General features: G+C 46.3%; 20 protein-coding genes and 1 other RNA gene. 12 read left to right on the top strand and 9 right to left on the bottom strand.

Going from position 1 to position 18,501, the window contains the following annotated elements; genetic code table 11:
- The first annotated feature begins 83 nt into the window (after positions 1 to 83).
- Positions 84 to 779, top strand: coding sequence for an oxidative stress defense protein (locus J4N44_RS14285; RefSeq protein WP_009698785.1), 696 nt, complete (start codon positions 84 to 86; stop codon positions 777 to 779).
- Between the two features lie 73 nt (positions 780 to 852).
- Here the strand turns inward: J4N44_RS14285 and serA are convergent, their stop codons facing one another.
- From serA to J4N44_RS14260, 5 genes are all read right to left on the bottom strand, one after another.
- Entirely contained in the window at positions 853 to 2,082 is a 1,230-nt protein-coding gene (gene serA / locus J4N44_RS14280; RefSeq protein ID WP_005449764.1) for a phosphoglycerate dehydrogenase, read from the bottom strand.
- 259 nt (positions 2,083 to 2,341) lie between these two features.
- Entirely contained in the window at positions 2,342 to 2,998 is a 657-nt protein-coding gene (rpiA, locus tag J4N44_RS14275; protein ID WP_005436473.1) for a ribose-5-phosphate isomerase RpiA, read from the bottom strand.
- Positions 2,999 to 3,056: 58 nt separating this feature from the next.
- A complete protein-coding gene (locus tag J4N44_RS14270; protein ID WP_005449765.1) occupies positions 3,057 to 3,650 on the bottom strand; it encodes a 5-formyltetrahydrofolate cyclo-ligase in 594 nt (197 codons plus the stop codon).
- 5 nt (positions 3,651 to 3,655) lie between these two features.
- Positions 3,656 to 3,840: non-coding RNA, 6S RNA (gene ssrS / locus J4N44_RS14265), on the bottom strand.
- A gap of 14 nt (positions 3,841 to 3,854) precedes the next feature.
- Positions 3,855 to 4,157, bottom strand: coding sequence for a cell division protein ZapA (locus tag J4N44_RS14260; RefSeq protein WP_005449766.1), 303 nt, complete (start codon positions 4,155 to 4,157; stop codon positions 3,855 to 3,857).
- Between the two features lie 250 nt (positions 4,158 to 4,407).
- Between J4N44_RS14260 and J4N44_RS14255 the strand changes: the two genes are divergently transcribed.
- From J4N44_RS14255 to J4N44_RS14245, 3 genes are read left to right on the top strand one after another with little or no spacing between them, the layout of a single operon-like run.
- On the top strand, positions 4,408 to 4,986 hold the full coding sequence (locus J4N44_RS14255) for a YecA/YgfB family protein (protein ID WP_252044579.1): 579 nt from the start codon (positions 4,408 to 4,410) through the stop codon (positions 4,984 to 4,986).
- Between the two features lie 40 nt (positions 4,987 to 5,026).
- A complete protein-coding gene (ubiH, locus tag J4N44_RS14250) occupies positions 5,027 to 6,205 on the top strand; it encodes a 2-octaprenyl-6-methoxyphenyl hydroxylase (RefSeq protein ID WP_252044578.1) in 1,179 nt (392 codons plus the stop codon).
- 27 nt (positions 6,206 to 6,232) lie between these two features.
- Positions 6,233 to 7,441 carry an FAD-dependent 2-octaprenylphenol hydroxylase gene (locus J4N44_RS14245; protein WP_009698780.1) on the top strand — a complete coding sequence of 403 codons (1,209 nt, stop codon included), beginning with the start codon at positions 6,233 to 6,235 and terminating at the stop codon, positions 7,439 to 7,441.
- A 78-nt stretch (positions 7,442 to 7,519) separates the two neighbouring features.
- Here J4N44_RS14245 and J4N44_RS14240 read toward each other — a convergent pair whose 3' ends face one another.
- The 3 genes from J4N44_RS14240 to ygfZ all read right to left on the bottom strand — a co-directional run bounded on the left by J4N44_RS14240 (position 7,520) and on the right by ygfZ (position 9,813).
- The gene (locus tag J4N44_RS14240) at positions 7,520 to 7,726 is read right to left on the bottom strand and encodes a DUF1107 domain-containing protein (RefSeq protein ID WP_005449772.1); all 207 of its coding nucleotides are present in this window, start codon (positions 7,724 to 7,726) and stop codon (positions 7,520 to 7,522) included.
- Positions 7,727 to 8,378: 652 nt separating this feature from the next.
- Positions 8,379 to 8,852, bottom strand: coding sequence for an aminoacyl-tRNA deacylase (locus J4N44_RS14235; protein WP_009698779.1), 474 nt, complete (start codon positions 8,850 to 8,852; stop codon positions 8,379 to 8,381).
- Positions 8,845 to 9,813: a tRNA-modifying protein YgfZ gene (gene ygfZ / locus J4N44_RS14230; RefSeq protein ID WP_252044577.1), complete on the bottom strand. Its 969-nt coding sequence runs from the start codon at positions 9,811 to 9,813 to the stop codon at positions 8,845 to 8,847. The genes J4N44_RS14235 and ygfZ overlap by 8 nt, the downstream gene beginning before the upstream one ends.
- Positions 9,814 to 10,049: 236 nt before the next feature.
- On the opposite strand from ygfZ, the gene J4N44_RS14225 reads away from it, so the two are divergent.
- Together J4N44_RS14225 and J4N44_RS14220 are read left to right on the top strand one after the other, a co-directional pair.
- Positions 10,050 to 10,310 carry an FAD assembly factor SdhE gene (locus J4N44_RS14225; protein WP_009698777.1) on the top strand — a complete coding sequence of 87 codons (261 nt, stop codon included), beginning with the start codon at positions 10,050 to 10,052 and terminating at the stop codon, positions 10,308 to 10,310.
- Positions 10,258 to 10,698, top strand: a complete 441-nt coding sequence (locus tag J4N44_RS14220) for a protein YgfX (protein ID WP_309491745.1) — start codon at positions 10,258 to 10,260, stop codon at positions 10,696 to 10,698. Before J4N44_RS14225 ends, J4N44_RS14220 begins: the two co-directional genes overlap by 53 nt.
- Before the next feature lie 34 nt (positions 10,699 to 10,732).
- On the opposite strand, the gene nadB is transcribed toward J4N44_RS14220, so the two are convergent.
- A complete protein-coding gene (gene nadB / locus J4N44_RS14215; protein WP_005449783.1) occupies positions 10,733 to 12,340 on the bottom strand; it encodes an L-aspartate oxidase in 1,608 nt (535 codons plus the stop codon).
- A 558-nt stretch (positions 12,341 to 12,898) separates the two neighbouring features.
- On the opposite strand from nadB, the gene rpoE reads away from it, so the two are divergent.
- The 6 genes from rpoE to lepB all read left to right on the top strand — a co-directional run bounded on the left by rpoE (position 12,899) and on the right by lepB (position 18,484).
- Entirely contained in the window at positions 12,899 to 13,477 is a 579-nt protein-coding gene (gene rpoE, locus J4N44_RS14210; protein ID WP_005449784.1) for an RNA polymerase sigma factor RpoE, read from the top strand.
- Positions 13,478 to 13,503: 26 nt separating this feature from the next.
- The gene (locus J4N44_RS14205; protein WP_005449785.1) at positions 13,504 to 14,130 is read left to right on the top strand and encodes a sigma-E factor negative regulatory protein; all 627 of its coding nucleotides are present in this window, start codon (positions 13,504 to 13,506) and stop codon (positions 14,128 to 14,130) included.
- Entirely contained in the window at positions 14,127 to 15,092 is a 966-nt protein-coding gene (gene rseB / locus J4N44_RS14200; protein ID WP_005449786.1) for a sigma-E factor regulatory protein RseB, read from the top strand. The genes J4N44_RS14205 and rseB overlap by 4 nt, the downstream gene beginning before the upstream one ends.
- Positions 15,089 to 15,559: a SoxR reducing system RseC family protein gene (locus tag J4N44_RS14195; RefSeq protein ID WP_005449788.1), complete on the top strand. Its 471-nt coding sequence runs from the start codon at positions 15,089 to 15,091 to the stop codon at positions 15,557 to 15,559. Before rseB ends, J4N44_RS14195 begins: the two co-directional genes overlap by 4 nt.
- 127 nt (positions 15,560 to 15,686) lie before the next feature.
- Positions 15,687 to 17,480 (top strand): translation elongation factor 4, encoded by a 1,794-nt coding sequence (gene lepA / locus J4N44_RS14190; protein ID WP_005449790.1) that lies wholly within the window; start codon positions 15,687 to 15,689, stop codon positions 17,478 to 17,480.
- A 104-nt stretch (positions 17,481 to 17,584) separates the two neighbouring features.
- Positions 17,585 to 18,484: a signal peptidase I gene (lepB, locus tag J4N44_RS14185; protein WP_009703966.1), complete on the top strand. Its 900-nt coding sequence runs from the start codon at positions 17,585 to 17,587 to the stop codon at positions 18,482 to 18,484.
- Positions 18,485 to 18,501 lie beyond the last annotated feature (17 nt).

Raw genomic sequence — 18,501 nt, 5'->3', positions numbered from 1 at the left:
TTGCTACAGTATTCACCGAATCTCTCGAGATGAGATCTGGCACTGGAGTGACCTTAATCTTTCAAAACGGATGGATTTGTCGAATGAAACTGTCTTCATGTTTATTGGCGTCTGCATTAAGCCTTACCAGTATTTCTGTGTTTGCGAGCGATGTACCAAGTTTTGCCCATGTATCAACCACTGGTTACGGTGAGGTAGTTGCAACACCAGATATGGCTACTTTTTCTGTGAAGGTAGTTGATACGACAATGACAGCAGAGCAAGCGAAGCAATCGGTCGACAATACAGTTGATGCGTTTCTTAAGAGCCTTGCAGATGCAGGTTTATCAAAAGATAACATTACTAGCTCAAACTTATACTTGGCTCCACAATATCACTACCCAAAATCGGGCAAGGCAGAACTCGTGGGTTACCGTGCATCACGTAGCATTGACGTGACGGTCAATGATCTTGCGAACTTGAATGAGTACTTGGACATGGCGCTGAAAGCCGGCATCAACCAAGTCGACAATATTCAGTTAAAAGTGAGCAACCAGTCTGAGTATCAGCAAAAGGCACGCATGGCAGCGATTAAAGACGCGCAGAGTAAAGCTGCCTCATTAGCGACTGGATTTGATAAGAAGTTAGGAGACGTTTGGCAGATCAACTATAACCAAATGCATGCTCGCCCGGTATTGATGCGTTCAATGGCAATGGATGCAAGAGAAAGTACAAACAGTTACCAAGACTCTACACTCGTGATTCGTGACCAAGTGGATGTGGTTTACAGGCTGAAATAATGCTTAAGTAAATACGGACGAATAAAACGAAAAAAGGCAGGGAATCCCTGCCTTTTGTGTTTGTTCAAATAGATTAGTGAAGGATACGAGCACGGATTGTGCCTTCGATGCCTTTTAGTTTCACTAGTGCTTCTTCTGCGCGAGAAGTCTCAACGTCGATAACTACGTAACCGATCTCAGCGGCAGTTTGTAGGTACTGACCTGCGATGTTGATGCCGTCTTCAGCAAAGATGGTGTTGATTTGCGTCAGGATACCAGGGCGGTTTTTGTGGATGTGCAATAGACGTGAACATTCACGATGCTCAGGCAATGATACCTCTGGGAAGTTCACACTTGATAAAGTTGAACCGTTGTCAGAGTATTTCGCTAGTTTACCAGCAACTTCAACACCAATGTTTTCTTGCGCTTCTTGCGTTGAACCACCGACGTGCGGAGTTAAGATTACGTTGTCGAACTTCTGCAGTGGAGACTCAAATGCATCGGCGTTAGTTTTCGGCTCTACAGGGAACACGTCAATCGCTGCACCTGAGATATGACCAGATTCTAAGCTATGACATAGAGCAGGGATGTCTACCACGGTACCACGCGCGGCGTTGATAAAGATAGCGCCCGGCTTCATGCGTGCAAACTCTTCTTCGCCCATCATGTTCTTGGTTTCTGGTGTTTCTGGTACATGTAGAGAAATCACGTCACACTTGTTCAAAAGCTCACTCATAGTGAACACTTGCGTAGCGTTACCTAGCGACAATTTGTTTTCAATGTCGTAGTAGTAAACGCGCATCCCCAAGTTTTCTGCAATGATACCCAACTGAGTACCGATGTGACCGTAACCGATGATGCCCAGACGCTTACCACGTGCTTCGTAAGAACTGTCTGCACTCTTCTTCCAAATACCACGGTGCGCTAGCGCGTTCTTTTCCGGAATACCACGAAGAAGGAGTAGGATCTGACCTAATACTAGTTCAGCAACACTGCGCGTGTTTGAGAATGGTGCATTAAAAACAGGAATACCACGGCTTGCTGCCGCGCCTAAATCAACTTGGTTGGTACCAATACAAAAACAGCCAATTGCAACTAGCTTGTTCGCTGCATTGATCACTTCTTCTGATAAGTTCGTTCGGGAACGGATACCGATGAAGTGCACGTCTTTTACTGCTTCAATCAGTTCTTCTTCCGGAAGGGAACCTTTGTGATATTCAATGTTGCTGTAGCCAGCTGCTTGAAGAACTTCAACTGAAGAAGGGTGGAGTCCCTCTAGCAAGAGGATCTTAATCTTTTCTTTTTCCAGTGAAACTTTGGCCATTTTTCTCGTCCTTAAAATGGAAAGGTGGGCTAATGTGGCGCACATAAAGCAAAACCATTAAAAAGGGGATAATTAACAGTTTTGTCGGAAGACAAACGTTTCCTTGTGCGTCTTCTGTTCAATAAAGTAACAAAAAATTTTTGCTTTGGGTAAGAAAATTACGGAATAAGGCATGCTTTTCTTAGAAAAAGGAAGAAAAAACGGCGCCCTAGGGCGCCGTCTGTAATGAAATAACAGAAAATTTAAATCATCTAATGATTTATTCTTCTATTTTCGCACCTTCTGGTGTGCCAGTGATAACCACGTCTGCACCGCGGTGAGCGAATAGACCCACCGTTACTACGCCAGCAATGCCGTTGATCTTGTCTTCAAGTTCTTTCGGGTTAGTGATTTGCATGTTGTGTACGTCTAGGATCACGTTGCCGTTGTCTGTTGTTACACCTTCACGGTATGCAGGGTCACCACCTAGTTTTACCAATTCACGAGCCACGTAAGAGCGTGCCATTGGGATAACTTCTACAGGAAGTGGGAACTGACCAAGTACGTCAACGGCTTTTGTGCCGTCAACGATACATACGAATTTTTCTGAAATAGCCGCAACGATCTTTTCACGAGTCAGTGCAGCACCGCCACCTTTGATCATTTCACGCGCTGCGTTGATTTCATCTGCACCATCAACGTAGATATCTAGCATTGCTACGTCGTTACACTCGTAAACCTCGATACCAAGCTCTTTTAGACGCTCAGTAGAAGCTACAGAGCTAGACACTGCGCCTTTGATATCATCTTTGATACTGCCTAGGGCATCGATGAAGTGATTCACGGTAGAGCCAGTACCAACACCGACAATGCTGCCTTTCTCAACATATTTAAGTGCTGCCCAACCAGCCGCTTTCTTCATTTCATCTTGAGTCATGCCAATCTCCTGAATAGATGTTCGTTAACGTTTGCGGCGTGATTATAGCGGTTAAGCGTTACTTTTCCCATTGCCAGATTTGGCTTGGAGTCACGATCTTAGGTAATGGAATATCCCAACTTTCGACGGGAAGATGCTCGACATGCTGACAATCATGGGCGATGCCGATAGGTTTTGCGCCTTCTCCAGTACTAAACCAACGTGAAAGCGTCCGGTCGTAGTAGCCTCCGCCCATTCCCAGGCGATGCCCAACACTGTCAAATCCGACTAGTGGCGTGCAAATGACATCAAGCTCACGAACTGGTTTGAGGAAGCGGATATCAAGCGCAGGTTCTAAGATTCCGTATTTGTTGTATATCAACTGTTCATCATCGATGTATTGCAAGAAGAGCAATTGACCTTTAGAGAAAGGATGAATGACGGGCAGGTAAATCGACTTACCTTGCTGCCATAGTGATTCAATCAGAGGTTTGGTGTCTAACTCGCCATCGGCAGACAAATAGATAGCAATGTGCTGTGCGCTTTTGATTTCCGGTAACTGCGAAAACTGGTGAACGAGATCGCGTCCAGCTTGAAACTGAGTATCGCTGCAAAGTGCGTTGCGTTTTTCGCGGATAAGTTTGCGGAATTCTTGTCGAGATAGGTCAGACATAGAGAGGATACCCCAGGGTGCCGTTGAGGATTGTGGCCCTTGAACCAGCTGGTTCAAGGCGGATCAGCAATGATAACCGTAGGCTTCTCGGTGCATGCCAAGCTTGCTCAATAGCTATCAAGTACTAACCCTTTGGTATTGCTTATCGGCTCAGGGACTTAAATCCAACTGACGCACACCCCAGGGTAAATTTGGTATCTACTGCTATCCTTGCTTCACTTTACTAAGCGCGCTTTCTAAAGACGCGGTGAGCTTTTCCATTCGCTCAGTAATTTCTTGTTGCTGACCGTTAGATTCGTATGATTTGGTATGCAATTCATAGCAAATGTTCAATGCAGCAAAGGTCAGTAGCTGAATTTCATTGGTTACCTTAGTACGCTCGCTCATCTCTTTCAATCGACGATCAAGATCTTTAGCCGCTGTAATTAGTGACTCTTCTTGCCCCGCAGGACAATTCACTCGTGTCATTTTGCCAAGGATTTCAACGTCGATCGCTTGATTGCTCATGATGAATAAACTCTATATTCGCGCTATCTAAGGCGTTGCGTTATACAACTACCGAGGAGGAAACTATAGGAAAACCGCTATTAAGATTCAAGCATTTCCCTTCACAGAAAGAAAAATGGTGAAGTGATCACACAGGAATTGGGCAAATTGCTCAAATGGTGTCCAAAATTGAATTTGATAGCCGTTTCAGCCGACTAGGCTTGATGGTAGGATATGTCGATACATTATTACGCAAGAATGAGCCAAGATTATGAGTGAAATCACCCTTCCTGAATACCAATCTATTGCTGCCGAATTGAAATCTGCAAGCCTTGCTGTGACACCAGCAGAATTGCATGGTCTACTTGTTGGCATGCTCAGTGGTGGATTGGCGATTAACGACCAAACCTGGCAACCAATTCTGTTTGATTACACCAACGAAGGTATGGGCTGGCCATCAAGCGCATTAGCACTGGCACAAAGCGTGTACCAAGTAACCGTTAACGAGCTAACTGGCACTTCTATGGAGTTATCTTTGCTGCTTCCTGATGAAACGGGTGAAGAAGGTTTGTTCGCACTAGCAGATGGTGTGTCTGATTTTGTGAACCACTTTATCTCAGGAATGGGTTTAGCGGGTATTGCGATTGATAAAGCGTCAGACGATGCAAAAGAAGTCTTAGCGGATCTAGAAGAAATTGCCAAACTGGGCATTGATGAAGATGATGATCTAGGCGAGCAAGCATTATTGTTAGAGCAAGTAATCGAACACGTTAAAGCCTGCGTATTAACTATTCATGCAGAGTTTGGTGCTCGTCCTGAAAGCAACGAAAACAAACCAACGATTCATTAATCACTTGTTTCCCATTATCGAATAGCTTCTAGAGGTTAGCATGAGGCAATATGACGTTGTAATTGCTGGTGGAGCCATGGCAGGTGCCACACTTGCGTTGGCAATCGACCGTTTATCTAAAGGCGCGCTGCAAATTGCGGTTGTTGAGCCTTTTAAAGCTCAATCGGATCAACATCCGGGCTTTGATTCGCGCTCGATTGCTTTGTCCTACGGTACCGTTAACATTCTGCGTCACTTGCAGTTGTGGTCTGCTATCGAGCCTTGTGCAACTCCAATTGAACATATTCATGTTTCTGACCGCTCTCATGCGGGCATGACTGAGATTACCAAGCACGAAGTTGGCGTTGAAGCCCTTGGCTACGTAGTGGAACTTGCCGATGTAGGTCGTGTCTACCAAGAGCTCTTGGATAAGAGCAAAGCAATCACTCTGTTTTGCCCTGATTCGGTTGCGAACATCGAGCGTGAGCAAGACAAAGCACACATAGAGTTGAGCAGCGGTGAGAAGCTGGAAGCTAAGTTGCTAGTGGCTGCTGATGGCGCTGTGTCGCAATGTTGCCAGCAAATCGGTTTAGAGCTGTCTGAGCATAATTTCGACCAAGTGGCTGTGATCGCGAATATTGTGACGCAAGAGCCTCATCAAGGTCGCGCTTTTGAGCGCTTTACAGAGAATGGTCCAGTCGCACTGTTGCCGATGAGTGATAACCGTATGTCGTTAGTATGGTGTCTGCGTCCTGAAGAGGCGCAAAGCGTCGTGAACTTGTCTGACGCAGAGTTTCTTGAGCGCTTGCAGAACGATTTTGGTTGGCGACTAGGTGCGATGCAGAAAGTCGGACAACGCGCGAGCTATCCGCTTCTTCTGCGTCATCGTAAGCAGAACATTTCGCACCGCTTTGCTATTGTCGGCAATGCTGCACAAACGCTTCACCCGATTGCTGGGCAAGGCTTCAACCTTGGTATTCGTGATGTGGCATCATTAGCGGAAGAGGTGGTTAAGCAAGCTGAAGATGCCGGTCGCTACCAAGGTTTGATGCGATTTAGCCAGCGCCGTGAAGATGATCGCAGCGAAACGATTTGGTTAACTAGCTCTCTCGTGAATATTTTCTCAAATGATTTACCGGCGATGCGAATTGGGCGTAACCTTGCTCTCGCAACGATGGATAACCTTTCTACTTTTAAGCAGCCGCTGCTACGCCATACACTTGGTCTAGTGAAACGATAAACGGCAACGAATTAGGTAACAAAAGCAATGATGCAAAGTGTAGATATCGCCATCATCGGTGGTGGAATGGTGGGTTTAGCATTAGCTGCCGCTTTTAAGGACAGTGACCTGCGAGTAGCCGTTATCGAAGGTGCAGTGCCAAACGACACCCTAAATGAACTGCCAGATGTACGTGTGTCGGCGTTGAGCCGTTCAAGTGAAACCATCCTTCGCAAGCTTGGTGCTTGGCAAGGTATCGAGCAGCGTCGCGCTTCACCATACCATGCGATGGAAGTGTGGGAGCAAGACAGCTTCGCGAATATCGCATTTGATGCGCAGAGCATGGCTCAACCGGATCTTGGTCATATCGTTGAAAACCGCGTAATTCAATTGGCGCTGCTAGAGCAAGTTCAAAAGCTTGATAACGTGACGCTGTTTATGCCTGCTCGTTGTGCAACGCTTGCGGTGGGTGAGCAAGAAAGCTGGCTAACGCTCGATAATGGTCAAGCTATGACAGCGAAGTTAGTGGTTGGCGCTGATGGTGCAAATTCTTGGCTGCGTAACCAAATGGATATCCCACTAACGCATTGGGATTACGGTCATAGTGCCCTTGTTGCGAACGTGAAAACCGCTGACCCACACAACAGTGTTGCGCGTCAGATCTTTACACCGCAAGGTCCATTGGCTTTCCTGCCAATGTCTGATCCGCACATGTGTTCGATTGTTTGGTCTACCGATCCAAATCGCGCAGAGCAACTGCTGGCGATGAACGAGCAAGAGTTTAATAAAGCACTGACTAGCGAATTCGATGCGCGTTTAGGTTTGTGTGAAGTAGTTGGCGAACGTGCAGCATTCCCACTTAAGATGCGTTATGCGCGTGACTTTGTGGTTGAACGCGTGGCGTTAGTTGGCGATGCTGCCCATACCATTCATCCGCTGGCAGGGCAGGGTGTGAATCTTGGTTTATTAGATGCAGCAAGCTTAGCGCAAGAAGTGTTGGCACTGTGGAAGCAAGGGCAAGACATTGGCACCAAACGCAATCTACGTGGTTACGAGCGTTGGCGTAAAGCCGAAGCGGCGAAGATGATAGCGGCAATGCAAGGCTTCCGTGATCTGTTCTCTGGTGAGAATCCTGCCAAGAAATTGGTTCGTGGTATTGGTTTGAGCCTAGCAGGACAACTGCCGGGTGCGAAAGATGAAATCATGAAGCGTGCATTAGGTTTGAAAGGCAACCTGCCGGAACTAGCGCGTCAATAAACACGTTCTTCGCTTCGCAAACAAAAGATACAAAAAAGGCTGGTTAATCCAGCCTTTCTTTTTACATCGATGTTTAAGCTAAGCGTATGCGCATCTGAGCTTCATAATCTCTTGGTTAATCTCTTTTACTGCCTGAAAGTGACGCTTCTCAGCTTTCTCTGGCAACATCAATTTTCCGTTATCAAACTCGAACTTACCGACTCCGTAAATATAGATTCTTCCTTTAAAAAGACGACTTATGTGTTTAGCAATCATACCTGGTGTATAGCGCTTAAACAGTCTCATATTTACTCTTCCTTATCTCTTACCTAGCCCAGTTATTCTACGTTTTTCGCGTAAAAATTATTGTGACAGCAATAGTATTAAGTGCAGTTGAGGTACTTGGCTTTAGAGATTTGTGCTGTCTTAGACAAATTGACAGAGTCATATCTCAAATAGCGTGAGGATTACCTCAAAAAATCATTGTCGAAGGAACCAGTCCTTGAGCTCTCCTGTTCTTACGTGGTGCATTAAGCAACAGTTTTGTTACAGAAATAAGAATAGAAGGAAAATGATTGTTTGCTAAATGTTTTTACTCAATGGGTTGCATTTTGTTCGTTTTGACGAGGTTGAAACCTCAAATGCATTGCTTTCATTGAGTTAGAGGAAGGAAAAGGAAAAAAGTTCCACGCAAAAAAAAGCCCGCTTCGGCGGGCGAATAGTCACAGATGCATTACACAAAAGTGGACGACTGACTTAATGAACGCTGTCATACAAGTCAGCAGATTCACTTTACGTTGGCTGAGTCGTTGTTGAAAACTTAACCAACGAATTCAGCATATACGAGTTTTTCATTTTTGACTATTTATGTTTTAAAAATGATTAAAAATTCTTGAGTGTAATCGGAGAGATATGAGTGAGATCACGCAGGAGTGAGAATCCTGCGCTTGATTACATGTTAGCGGCAGATATCAGCCACGGTTGGTTGGCACAATTGGATTAGATCATCGATGGATAGCGCTAAGCCTGCCATGCGATCTCCACTGCTTATGGTGATTTCTTTTTCTTCAAGTAAACTTGGGTCAAATACGATCGGCATGTAGCGTTTTAAGAGTAGTGGTGTGACAGTTCCAATCTTGTATCCGGTAATCGCTTCTACGTCTGCTTGATCAACACACGTCATACGACGGCACTGCAGTAATGCGCGCACCTTCTTTGGATCAACACTACGATCACCTGGTGCACAAGCAAGCGCATATTGATTCCCCATATCGCGCAAAAGAATCGCTTTGACCATTTGAGAAGGGCGAATGCCGCGTTGTTGCGCGGCATCCTCAATAGTTGTTGCTGGTCTTTGATGAGGAAGAAGACGGAACTCGATGTTCTGGTCCGCCAAAAACTGCATCAAAGGAGTACGAATGGTATTACTCATCTTCAAGGCTGTACGGCAGTGCTGCGATTTCCCATTCACACTCTGGTTGAGCAACCAAGCGCAGACGAGTGTCATCGTCTAGGTTGTTTGGCAATACAATGAGTCCTATCGCTTGGTTGTCGCTGAATTGGTAATGCGTGAGCAATGCGCCTACTGAACGCCAGTTTTCACCAACGCTACGCTCCAGTTCAATCGCACCTTCACCTAAGGCTTCAGCAGTTGCACCTTTAACAATGTACATTGCACGTTTGTTGGTGCCGCGGTATTTCGCGCGCGCTACGGTTTCTTGACCTGTGTAGCAGCCTTTCGTAAAGCTGATGCCCCCCAGCGCTTGTACGTTTAGTGCTTGTGGAATGTGCTCGTTTTGCGCATCAGCTGCCACGTATGGTAGTGCTGCTTCAATATCGAAACGAGTCCAAAGCTCGTGAGTAGTCAGCGTTGCTTTGCTGTCTTCTAATAACGATTGTGCTGCTTCTGCTGTAAGCGCAAGCAACCAGCGGTTTGTAGCCACTTTGACTGCAGTGCCACCAGCCACAGTACGCACGTCGCCAAAATCAGCATTTAATGTTGAGATGAACGCATCTGCATTCTCACCAGCAACACCCAGCACGATGTCGTTTGATTCTTCGATGGTCACTTTCGAGAACACCGCGTACTTTTTGATTTCTTTCAGTTCTACTTCAATCGCTGATTTCGGCTGAACCATTGCATAGCCATCGTTATGGTGGAATAGGCGGAAGATGCTCCATACTTTACCTTTTGCATCACAATGGGCACCCAACATTGATTGGTCTTTCTCAAGAGAAACCACATCGCAGGTAACTTGACCGTGTAGGTATGACTTTTTGTCGTCTCCGACCATGGTGATCATGCCCAGATTATCCAATAGCGAGATAGATAGCCCAGGTAGTGCGTCTTGTGTCGATAGGTTCAGCGGTGAAAAGCGAGTTTGCCATTCCATGATTACAATGCCTTTTGAAGATATTTTTCAGCTATGTTAATTGCAGAATTGGCATTTGTCAGCACTCAATATAACCACGCAATTTTAAGGTGTTTGGCTTTGCTGAACGTTTGTTTATTAAATGCGTTCAGGATTTGCAGCGACTTGGCTACATATTGTGACCCGCACACTAGTGACGTTGCACATCCCTTGTTACACTCCGCACTAAGAACAAGACATCTATGAAGGAATACTGAATGTACACTGCGGAAGAAAAGGCGCGTATTAAATGGGCTTGTCGTCGTGGCATGCTTGAGCTTGACGTGGTGATTATGCCGTTTTTTGAAGAGTGCTTTGAAGCACTGAATGAACAAGAGCAGCGTGATTTTGTCTCATTATTAGAATGTGATGACCCAGATCTGTTTACTTGGGTGATGGGACACGGTCGCAGCGAAAACCTAGGTCATGCATCGATGGTTGATAAAATTGTCGCGCACAACCTCAGCAAGGTTCGTTAATCTCAAGGTTAACACTTCTCTGTACGCCCAAATTGCCAACCAACTTCTTCTCCTAGGTTGCGTTTGGGCGCTTATCTGCTCTGCTATCCCACTCGCCTTATCAACTTATCTGTTATTACTGATTCTTCGCTGCCAAATGCAGGGCGGTTTTGTCGTGCCTTCTGCTCGTGGTGGCTGGTATTTACATCGTGATGGCACGGTACGTAATGACAAGCAAACCTCTACATTATCGAGCGTTGATGTGTCGGCGGCGATGTTCAAAGTCACGTTTGAATTAACGTCGGGTGAAAAAGTCACGATTTGGCGAGACAGTTGTGAAGACGTGGCATATCGTCAACTGTGTTTGATATTACGACAATGGAAAATGGGAGCCGAAGCTCCCATTTGATCTTATATCTGACTCTTACTTTTTAGTGTCAGTGCTATTTGTTTGGCGTAAGAATTGTTGGACCACTATTTTCTAGCTGATTTGGATAATCCAAGGTGTAGTGCAGACCACGACTCTCTTTACGCTGCATCGCGCAACGCACCATTAGCTCTGCGACTTGCAGCAGGTTACGTAGCTCTAGCAAGTTGTTTGATACGCGGAAGTGACTGTAGTACTCATGCGTCTCTTGTTGCAGCATCTGAATACGACGCAGAGCGCGTTCAAGACGTTTATCGGTACGAACGATACCCATGTAATCCCACATAAATAGGCGCAGCTCATGCCAGTTATGTTGGATGATCACTTCTTCATCACTGTTGGTCACTTGGCTTTCATCCCAACATGGAACCTGCGATGCTAGTTCTACTTCGCTGTGATGTTTAAGAATGTCTTTGGCTGCCGACCATGCGTAAACCACACACTCAAGTAGTGAGTTCGATGCCATACGGTTCGCGCCGTGCAAGCCTGTATAGCTCACTTCACCAATCGCATAGAGGTTCTTCAGGTCGGTATGACCATTTTGATCGACCATGACGCCGCCGCATGTGTAGTGCGCCGCAGGTACAATGGGGATCGGCTCTTTAGTCATGTCGATACCCAAATCCATCAAACGAGAGTAGATAGTTGGGAAATGCTTAGTAATGAAATCCGCAGGCTTATGGCTGATATCGAGATACATGCAATCAGCACCTAAGCGCTTCATTTCGAAGTCGATCGCGCGAGCCACGACATCACGTGGAGCAAGCTCTTTACGCTCGTCGAAATCCGGCATAAAACGTGAACCGTCTGGACGACGTAAATACGCCCCCTCACCACGCAATGCTTCAGTCAACAAGAAGTTACGTGCTTCTGGGTGGTAAAGACAGGTTGGGTGGAATTGGTTGAACTCTAGGTTCGCAACACGACAACCTGCACGCCACGCGATTGCGATACCATCACCAGATGACACGTCTGGGTTAGAAGTGTATTGGTAAACTTTGGAAGCGCCGCCCGTTGCGAGAACAACAAATTTAGCGCGAACAGTTTCAACTTGTTCTTCGTTGCGGTTCCAAATATAAGCGCCAATGATCTTGTTTTTGTCGCCGCCGATTTTATCTTCGGTGATCAAATCCAGAGCATTATGGCGCTCAAGAACATGAATGTTTGGGTGGCTGTGTGCATTGTCTTGTAGAGAGGTTTGCATTGCCATGCCAGTGGCATCAGCAGCGTGCAAAATACGTCGACGGCTGTGACCGCCTTCGCGAGTTAAGTGATAACGTGGCTCATCGTCAGAATCATCATCTTCACGATCGAATGGTACACCACCATCAATCAACCACTGTACACACTCTTTTGAGTTTTCCGCGATGAACTTAACAGTCTCTTCATCACAGATTCCATCCCCGGCAATTTGCGTATCTTCAACGTGAGACTCAATGGTGTCCGACTCATCAAATACGGCAGCGATACCACCTTGCGCGTAATACGTTGCGCCTTCGCTTCGCGGTCCTTTACTTAGAACCATTACCTTACAGTGGTTTGCGACACGCAAAGCCAACGACAAGCCCGCGGCGCCACTCCCTACCACTAACACATCACATTCATGTTCACGATTTGTGTTCATATTACTTTTACAATCCCAAGCTAAGGTAACAAGGCTACCTTGTGTATATTTTGCACACCATGTGCATTCCATTAACGCGACATCCGTCGCTAAGGGCTAAGTTGGGAGACGTATCGAAATCGGCGTTACCTTGGTGACTTCAGCCACTCTTATTTTGCCATGCCTTGGGCATGCAGATGCTTCCTGAGTTTTGTTTGTAACGCGATGTTCTGATAGCCATTAGCCATGCAAATGAAAAGTAATAGTTTGTCAATGCCATTGCTTTTCTATGCTCTACCCAGCACAATCTGGGACAGAGATCATCCATTATACCCATTTCCCCACCAGTATGCTCGCTTGTCAAAACGAGACTTAAGTCGGACGAGGAGCGGGATTTGGCTAGTGACATCACACTGTGAAAAAACAATGACAAAAAATTTGAGAAACCATGGAACTTTCTCATTCACGTCAGGGTCACAATAGTGCTCAAGTAAGCAGTGGTGTCAATACTACGTTTTGCATAATTAGTACCCATATCTGAGAAGAGTAGGGGCATAACAAATAGGAGTATCCGCTCGAATGAACGAGCAGCTGACCGATCAAGTATTGATTGAGCGAGTTCAGAATGGCGATAAGCAAGCATTCAACCTGCTGGTAACAAAGTACCAGAACAAGGTATGTAACCTTATCTCCAGATACGTAAGTAATCCTGGCGATGTTCCAGATGTAGCACAAGAAGCGTTTATCAAGGCTTACCGAGCTATCCCTAGTTTTCGTGGGGAGAGTGCGTTTTACACGTGGCTGTATCGCATTGCAGTGAATACTGCGAAAAATCACATCGTTGCTCAAGGTCGTAGACCACCTGCAACAGACGTTGATGCTGAAGAAGCTGAATTTTACGAAACAGGTAATGCACTTAAAGAAATTTCGAACCCTGAGAACTTAACGTTGTCCAAAGAATTGCAACGGGTAGTGTTCAGTGCAATCGAAGCCTTACCTGAAGATTTAAAAACCGCAATGACTCTGCGCGAGCTTGATGGCTTGAGCTACGAGGAAATTGCTGAAGTAATGGATTGCCCGGTAGGAACGGTACGATCGCGTATCTTCCGTGCTCGTGAGGCGGTGGAAAAGAAAATCAAACCTCTTTTGCAGCGCTAGTACAAGTGATAACTATGGTGAAAATAATGGCTGACAAAGAAAAACTTTCAGCTCTCATGGATGGAGAATTGGTCGATAAGGCTTTAATTCAAGAATTAGAGCAAGACCAAGAGAGCCGTGATGCTTGGCAGAACTATCACCTGATTGGTGATGTGATGCGAGGCGAAGCGCCAGCAAAGCCTGAGTGGAATATTGCTGAAAGCGTAGCGTTAGCGTTAGAAGACGAGCCTGTGCATCGTGCTATCGATTCGCGCAGTGCTAACGTAATTTCAATTAACGACGCGCCAAAAGAGTCGCAACCAGAGCCACAAAAAGCGAAACGCCAGTTGCCTGCATGGTTGACTCAGTTTGGTCAAGTTGCCGTTGCTGCGTGTGTGTCACTTGTTGTGATATTAGGCGTTCAACAGTACGGCGGTAGCGACCCAATGTCGCCACAAGCTGACCAACTTCCTGTGCTTCAGACTGTGCCATTTGCGGGCAGCGCTGAACCAGTAAGCTTGACGCGTGAATCCGTAGAGCGTTCCGTTGGTGAAGCAAATATGCAAGAGCAACGCAAACGCGTTCATGCTATGCTTCGTGACTACGAACTGCAGCTAAGAATTAACAGTGATGCGTCTCAACAAGATGCACATCTGACACCGGATATTGAATGAAAAAATTTCTGATCAGCGCTTGCGCTCTGTTCAGTCTGATGTCTTCGCAAGCCTTTGCTGGTGATAAGCCAGCGGAGGCTTTATTGCATCAAATGAGCGAGGCGAGCAAGAATTTAAGCTACGAACTCTCTTATATCCTTATCAAAAAGAACAGCATTGAACCTTTGCTGTATCGTCACGCGACTCACGACAAAGACCAGTACGCACATCTTGTGTATTTGAGTGGTCCTGTACGTGAAGTGATCCGTCGCGGCACAGAAGTAAGCTATATCGAAACTGGCGCAGAACCGTTTACCATCGAATCGGGTAAAATGGTTGCTCCAATCATGCCGATGCTGAACGCTAACATCGACGAGCTAAACTTGTACTACGACTACGTAAAAGTAGGTCGTGCCCGTGAGGCTGGTGTTCCAACACAAGTGCTGCGCATCGTGCCAAAAGATGGGCTACGTTACTCTTACGTATTGTGGATTGATGAGAAGAGTAAACTGCCACTGCGTGCTGATCTCGTTGATCGTGATGGTGAAATGCTTGAGCAGTACCGTACTATTTCTTACTCAGTGAACCCTAAGATTGGTGAACTGATGAGTGGTTTGGAAGAGGTTCAATTACCCGCGGTTCTGACAATGCCAAAAGGCGATATCGGTACCAGTAACTGGACCGTGGGTTGGACACCGGAAGGGTTCCATCCAAATGAACTGAACCGTTACCGCATGGCAGTGACTGACCAAATGGTAGAAAGCCAACTTTACTCTGATGGACTATTTAGCTTTTCAGTGTATGTAGCTGACAAAGACGAGCACTCGTTGAAAGGTCAACTGGTTCGTCAAGGTCGCCGTACATTGCACAGCTTTGTCAGCGGCAACCATGAAATCTCAGTTGTTGGTGATATTCCGCCGGCAACGGCTCAGCGTATCGCACAATCGGTCACTTTTAATGTAACAAAGAGTGAAGTGCAATGATGACTGCATTGGCTACCGTGACGGGCGTTCACCGTCACGGTCAGCAATATGATGTCGATATCAGCTGCGAGCAACAGACCAGTTGCAGCAGCTGTTCATCGCAAAAAAGCTGCGGCACAGGCGTGGTTACCAAAGCGATCGGTAACAAAACGCTGTCGTGGCATTTGCGTACCCCAAAATCCGTCAAAGTTGGTCAGGTCGTGGAAATTGGTTTCCCCGAAGCAAGCCTTATCAAATCAGCTATGGCGGTCTACCTTCTTCCTTTGTTTGGTTTGATTCTCGGTGCTGTAATTGGCAACTTCCTGCTAGTACCTTTAACTGCAGGCGGTGAGGGCATTACCATCCTAGCTTCGGTATTGTTCGCAGCAGGTGGTATGTGGCTCGCAAAACGTGTGTCACGCCCACTAGAAGATGAGTCAAAACGCCAAGTCACCCTCATTCGAGTTCTCGGTGAACCTATTCAATAAGTTCTAGACTTTAAATAAGGTGCGCCCGTTAACGAAATTGGGTAGAATCTGCCAACTTGATTGAAATGCCGTCAACAGACGGCTTTCTTAATGTCCCTATTTGTAAAGAGTTAGTCACCCTAAATCTATGAAGCACATTCGTAACTTTTCGATTATCGCCCACATCGACCATGGTAAGTCGACCCTATCTGACCGTCTAATCCAAGTTTGTGGTGGATTAAGCGATCGTGAAATGGCCGCACAGGTTCTGGATTCTATGGATCTTGAACGTGAGCGTGGTATCACCATCAAATCTCAGAGTGTGACGCTGAACTACACCGCTAAAGACGGCGAAACGTACCAGTTGAACTTCATCGATACTCCGGGACACGTTGACTTTGCGTACGAAGTATCACGTTCTCTAGCTGCTTGTGAAGGCGCGCTACTGGTGGTTGACGCAGGTCAGGGTGTAGAGGCTCAAACCCTAGCTAACTGTTACACCGCAATCGAAATGGATCTAGAGGTTGTGCCAATCCTGAACAAGATTGACCTACCAGCTGCTGATCCCGAGCGTGTAGCGGAAGAAATTGAAGAGATCGTTGGTATCGATGCAATGGAAGCAACCCGCTGTTCTGCGAAGACAGGTCTAGGTGTTGACGACGTTCTAGAAAACATCGTATCAGCAATTCCAGCACCAGAAGGTGATCCAGACGCGCCACTTCAAGCGCTGATCATCGACTCATGGTTCGATAACTACCTTGGCGTTGTTTCTTTGGTTCGTATTAAAAACGGTTCACTGAAGAAAAACGACAAGATCAAAGTAATGAGCACAGGTCAAACTTGGGGTGTGGATCGTCTAGGTATCTTCACGCCTAAGCAAGTGGACACTGATGTTCTGCGTACTGGCGAAGTAGGCTGGGTAGTTTGTGGTATCAAAGACATCCTAGGCGCACCAGTAGGTGATACGCTGACGCTAGCGAAAAACGGCAGCGAGAAGCCACTTCCAGGCTTTAAGAAAGTAAAACCTCAGGTATACGCGGGTCTGTTCCCAGTATCTTCTGATGATTACGAAAACTTCCGTGACGCACTAGGTAAACTTAGCCTAAACGATGCATCGCTATTCTACGAGCCAGAAAACTCAGCAGCACTAGGCTTTGGTTTCCGTTGTGGTTTCCTAGGCATGCTGCACATGGAAATCATCCAAGAGCGTCTAGAGCGTGAATACGACCTCGACCTGATTACAACGGCACCAACGGTAGTTTACGAAGTAGAACAAACTAACGGTGAGACTCTATACGTTGATAGCCCTGCAAAACTGCCAGCGGTTAACGACATCGAAGAGATCCGTGAGCCTATCGCGCGCTGTAACATCCTAGTACCAGCGGACTACCTAGGTAACGTAATCACACTATGTGTTGAGAAGCGTGGCGTTCAGGTGGACATGGTTTACCATGGTAACCAAGTTGCGATCACTTACGACATCCCAATGGCAGAAGTGGTACTGGACTTCTTCGACCGTTTGAAGTCGACATCACGTGGCTACGCGTCTCTGGATTACAACTTCCAACGCTTTGAAGCATCGAACATGGTACGTGTAGACGTACTACTGAACGGCGACAAAGTGGATGCGCTAGCGCTGATTACGCACAAAGATCAGTCTCAGACTCGTGGTCGTCAGCTTGTTGAGAAAATGAAAGAGTTCATTCCTCGTCAGATGTTCGACATCGCGATCCAAGCGGCTATCGGTAACCACATCATCGCACGTTCTACAGTGAAACAGCTACGTAAGAACGTAATCGCGAAATGTTACGGTGGTGACGTGAGCCGTAAGAAGAAACTTCTGAAGAAACAGAAAGAAGGTAAGAAACGTATGAAGCAGATCGGTAACGTAGAGCTGCCTCAAGAAGCGTTCCTAGCAATTCTTCACGTTGGTAAAGACTAGAGTTGAACTATCTCGTGCTCTTGTCTGTCATAAGACGTTAGATAGTAAAATAAGTGAAAGGGTTTCGGCTCTTTCACTTTCGTATTTTTAGATAAGGGAATTTAATGGCGAATACATTCTCACTGATTCTAGTTATCGTGACTTTGGTAACTGGCGTAGTTTGGCTACTAGAAAAGCTGGTGTTTGCGAAAAAACGTCAAGCGAAAGTAGCGGAGATCCAAGCGCAAACAACCAATGGTCTGGATGCGGTGACGCTACAAAAAGTAGAAAGCCAACCGTGGTGGGTAGAGAACAGCGTTTCTATCTTCCCAGTGCTTGCATTCGTATTGGTATTACGTTCTTTTATCTATGAACCGTTCCAAATCCCTTCAGGCTCAATGATGCCAACCCTACTAGTGGGTGACTTCATTTTGGTGGAGAAATACGCGTACGGATTGAAAGATCCGGTATGGCGCACGCAGCTAGTGGAAACTGGCAAGCCTGAGCGTGGCGACATCGTGGTATTCAAGTACCCACCACAGCCAAACGTTGACTACATTAAACGTGTGGTAGGTTTGCCTGGTGATACCGTTCGTTACTCTGCGGATAAGCAGGTATGTATTCAATCGAAAGGTGAGTCATCTTGTAAGCCAGTTAAGCTGAACAATGTTGAAGAAAGTCAATTCATCCAAAACGGTATTCCTCTGATTCAGATGAATGAAAAACTGGGTGAAGTTGAGCACCAAATTTTGGTGAACCCATTAACTCGTGACCGCGTGCAGAACTACCAACCACGTCCAGGTGTTAACGAGTGGGTTGTACCACAAGGTCAGTACTTCGTTATGGGTGATAACCGTGACAACAGTGCTGACAGCCGTTACTGGGGCTTTGTTCCAGAAGCAAACTTAGTCGGTAAAGCTGTTGCGATCTGGATCAGCTTCGAGTTTGATCGTGGCGCAGATAGTGTTCTACCTTCATGGATTCCAACTGGTGTGCGTTTTAACCGCGTCGGTGGCATTCACTAACCATTACATATCGAGAG

Origin of the sequence: Vibrio sp. SCSIO 43155, assembly GCF_023716605.1 — a bacterium.
Classification (GTDB): domain Bacteria; phylum Pseudomonadota; class Gammaproteobacteria; order Enterobacterales; family Vibrionaceae; genus Vibrio; species Vibrio harveyi.
This window is presented reverse-complemented; position numbering and strand designations above follow the sequence as displayed.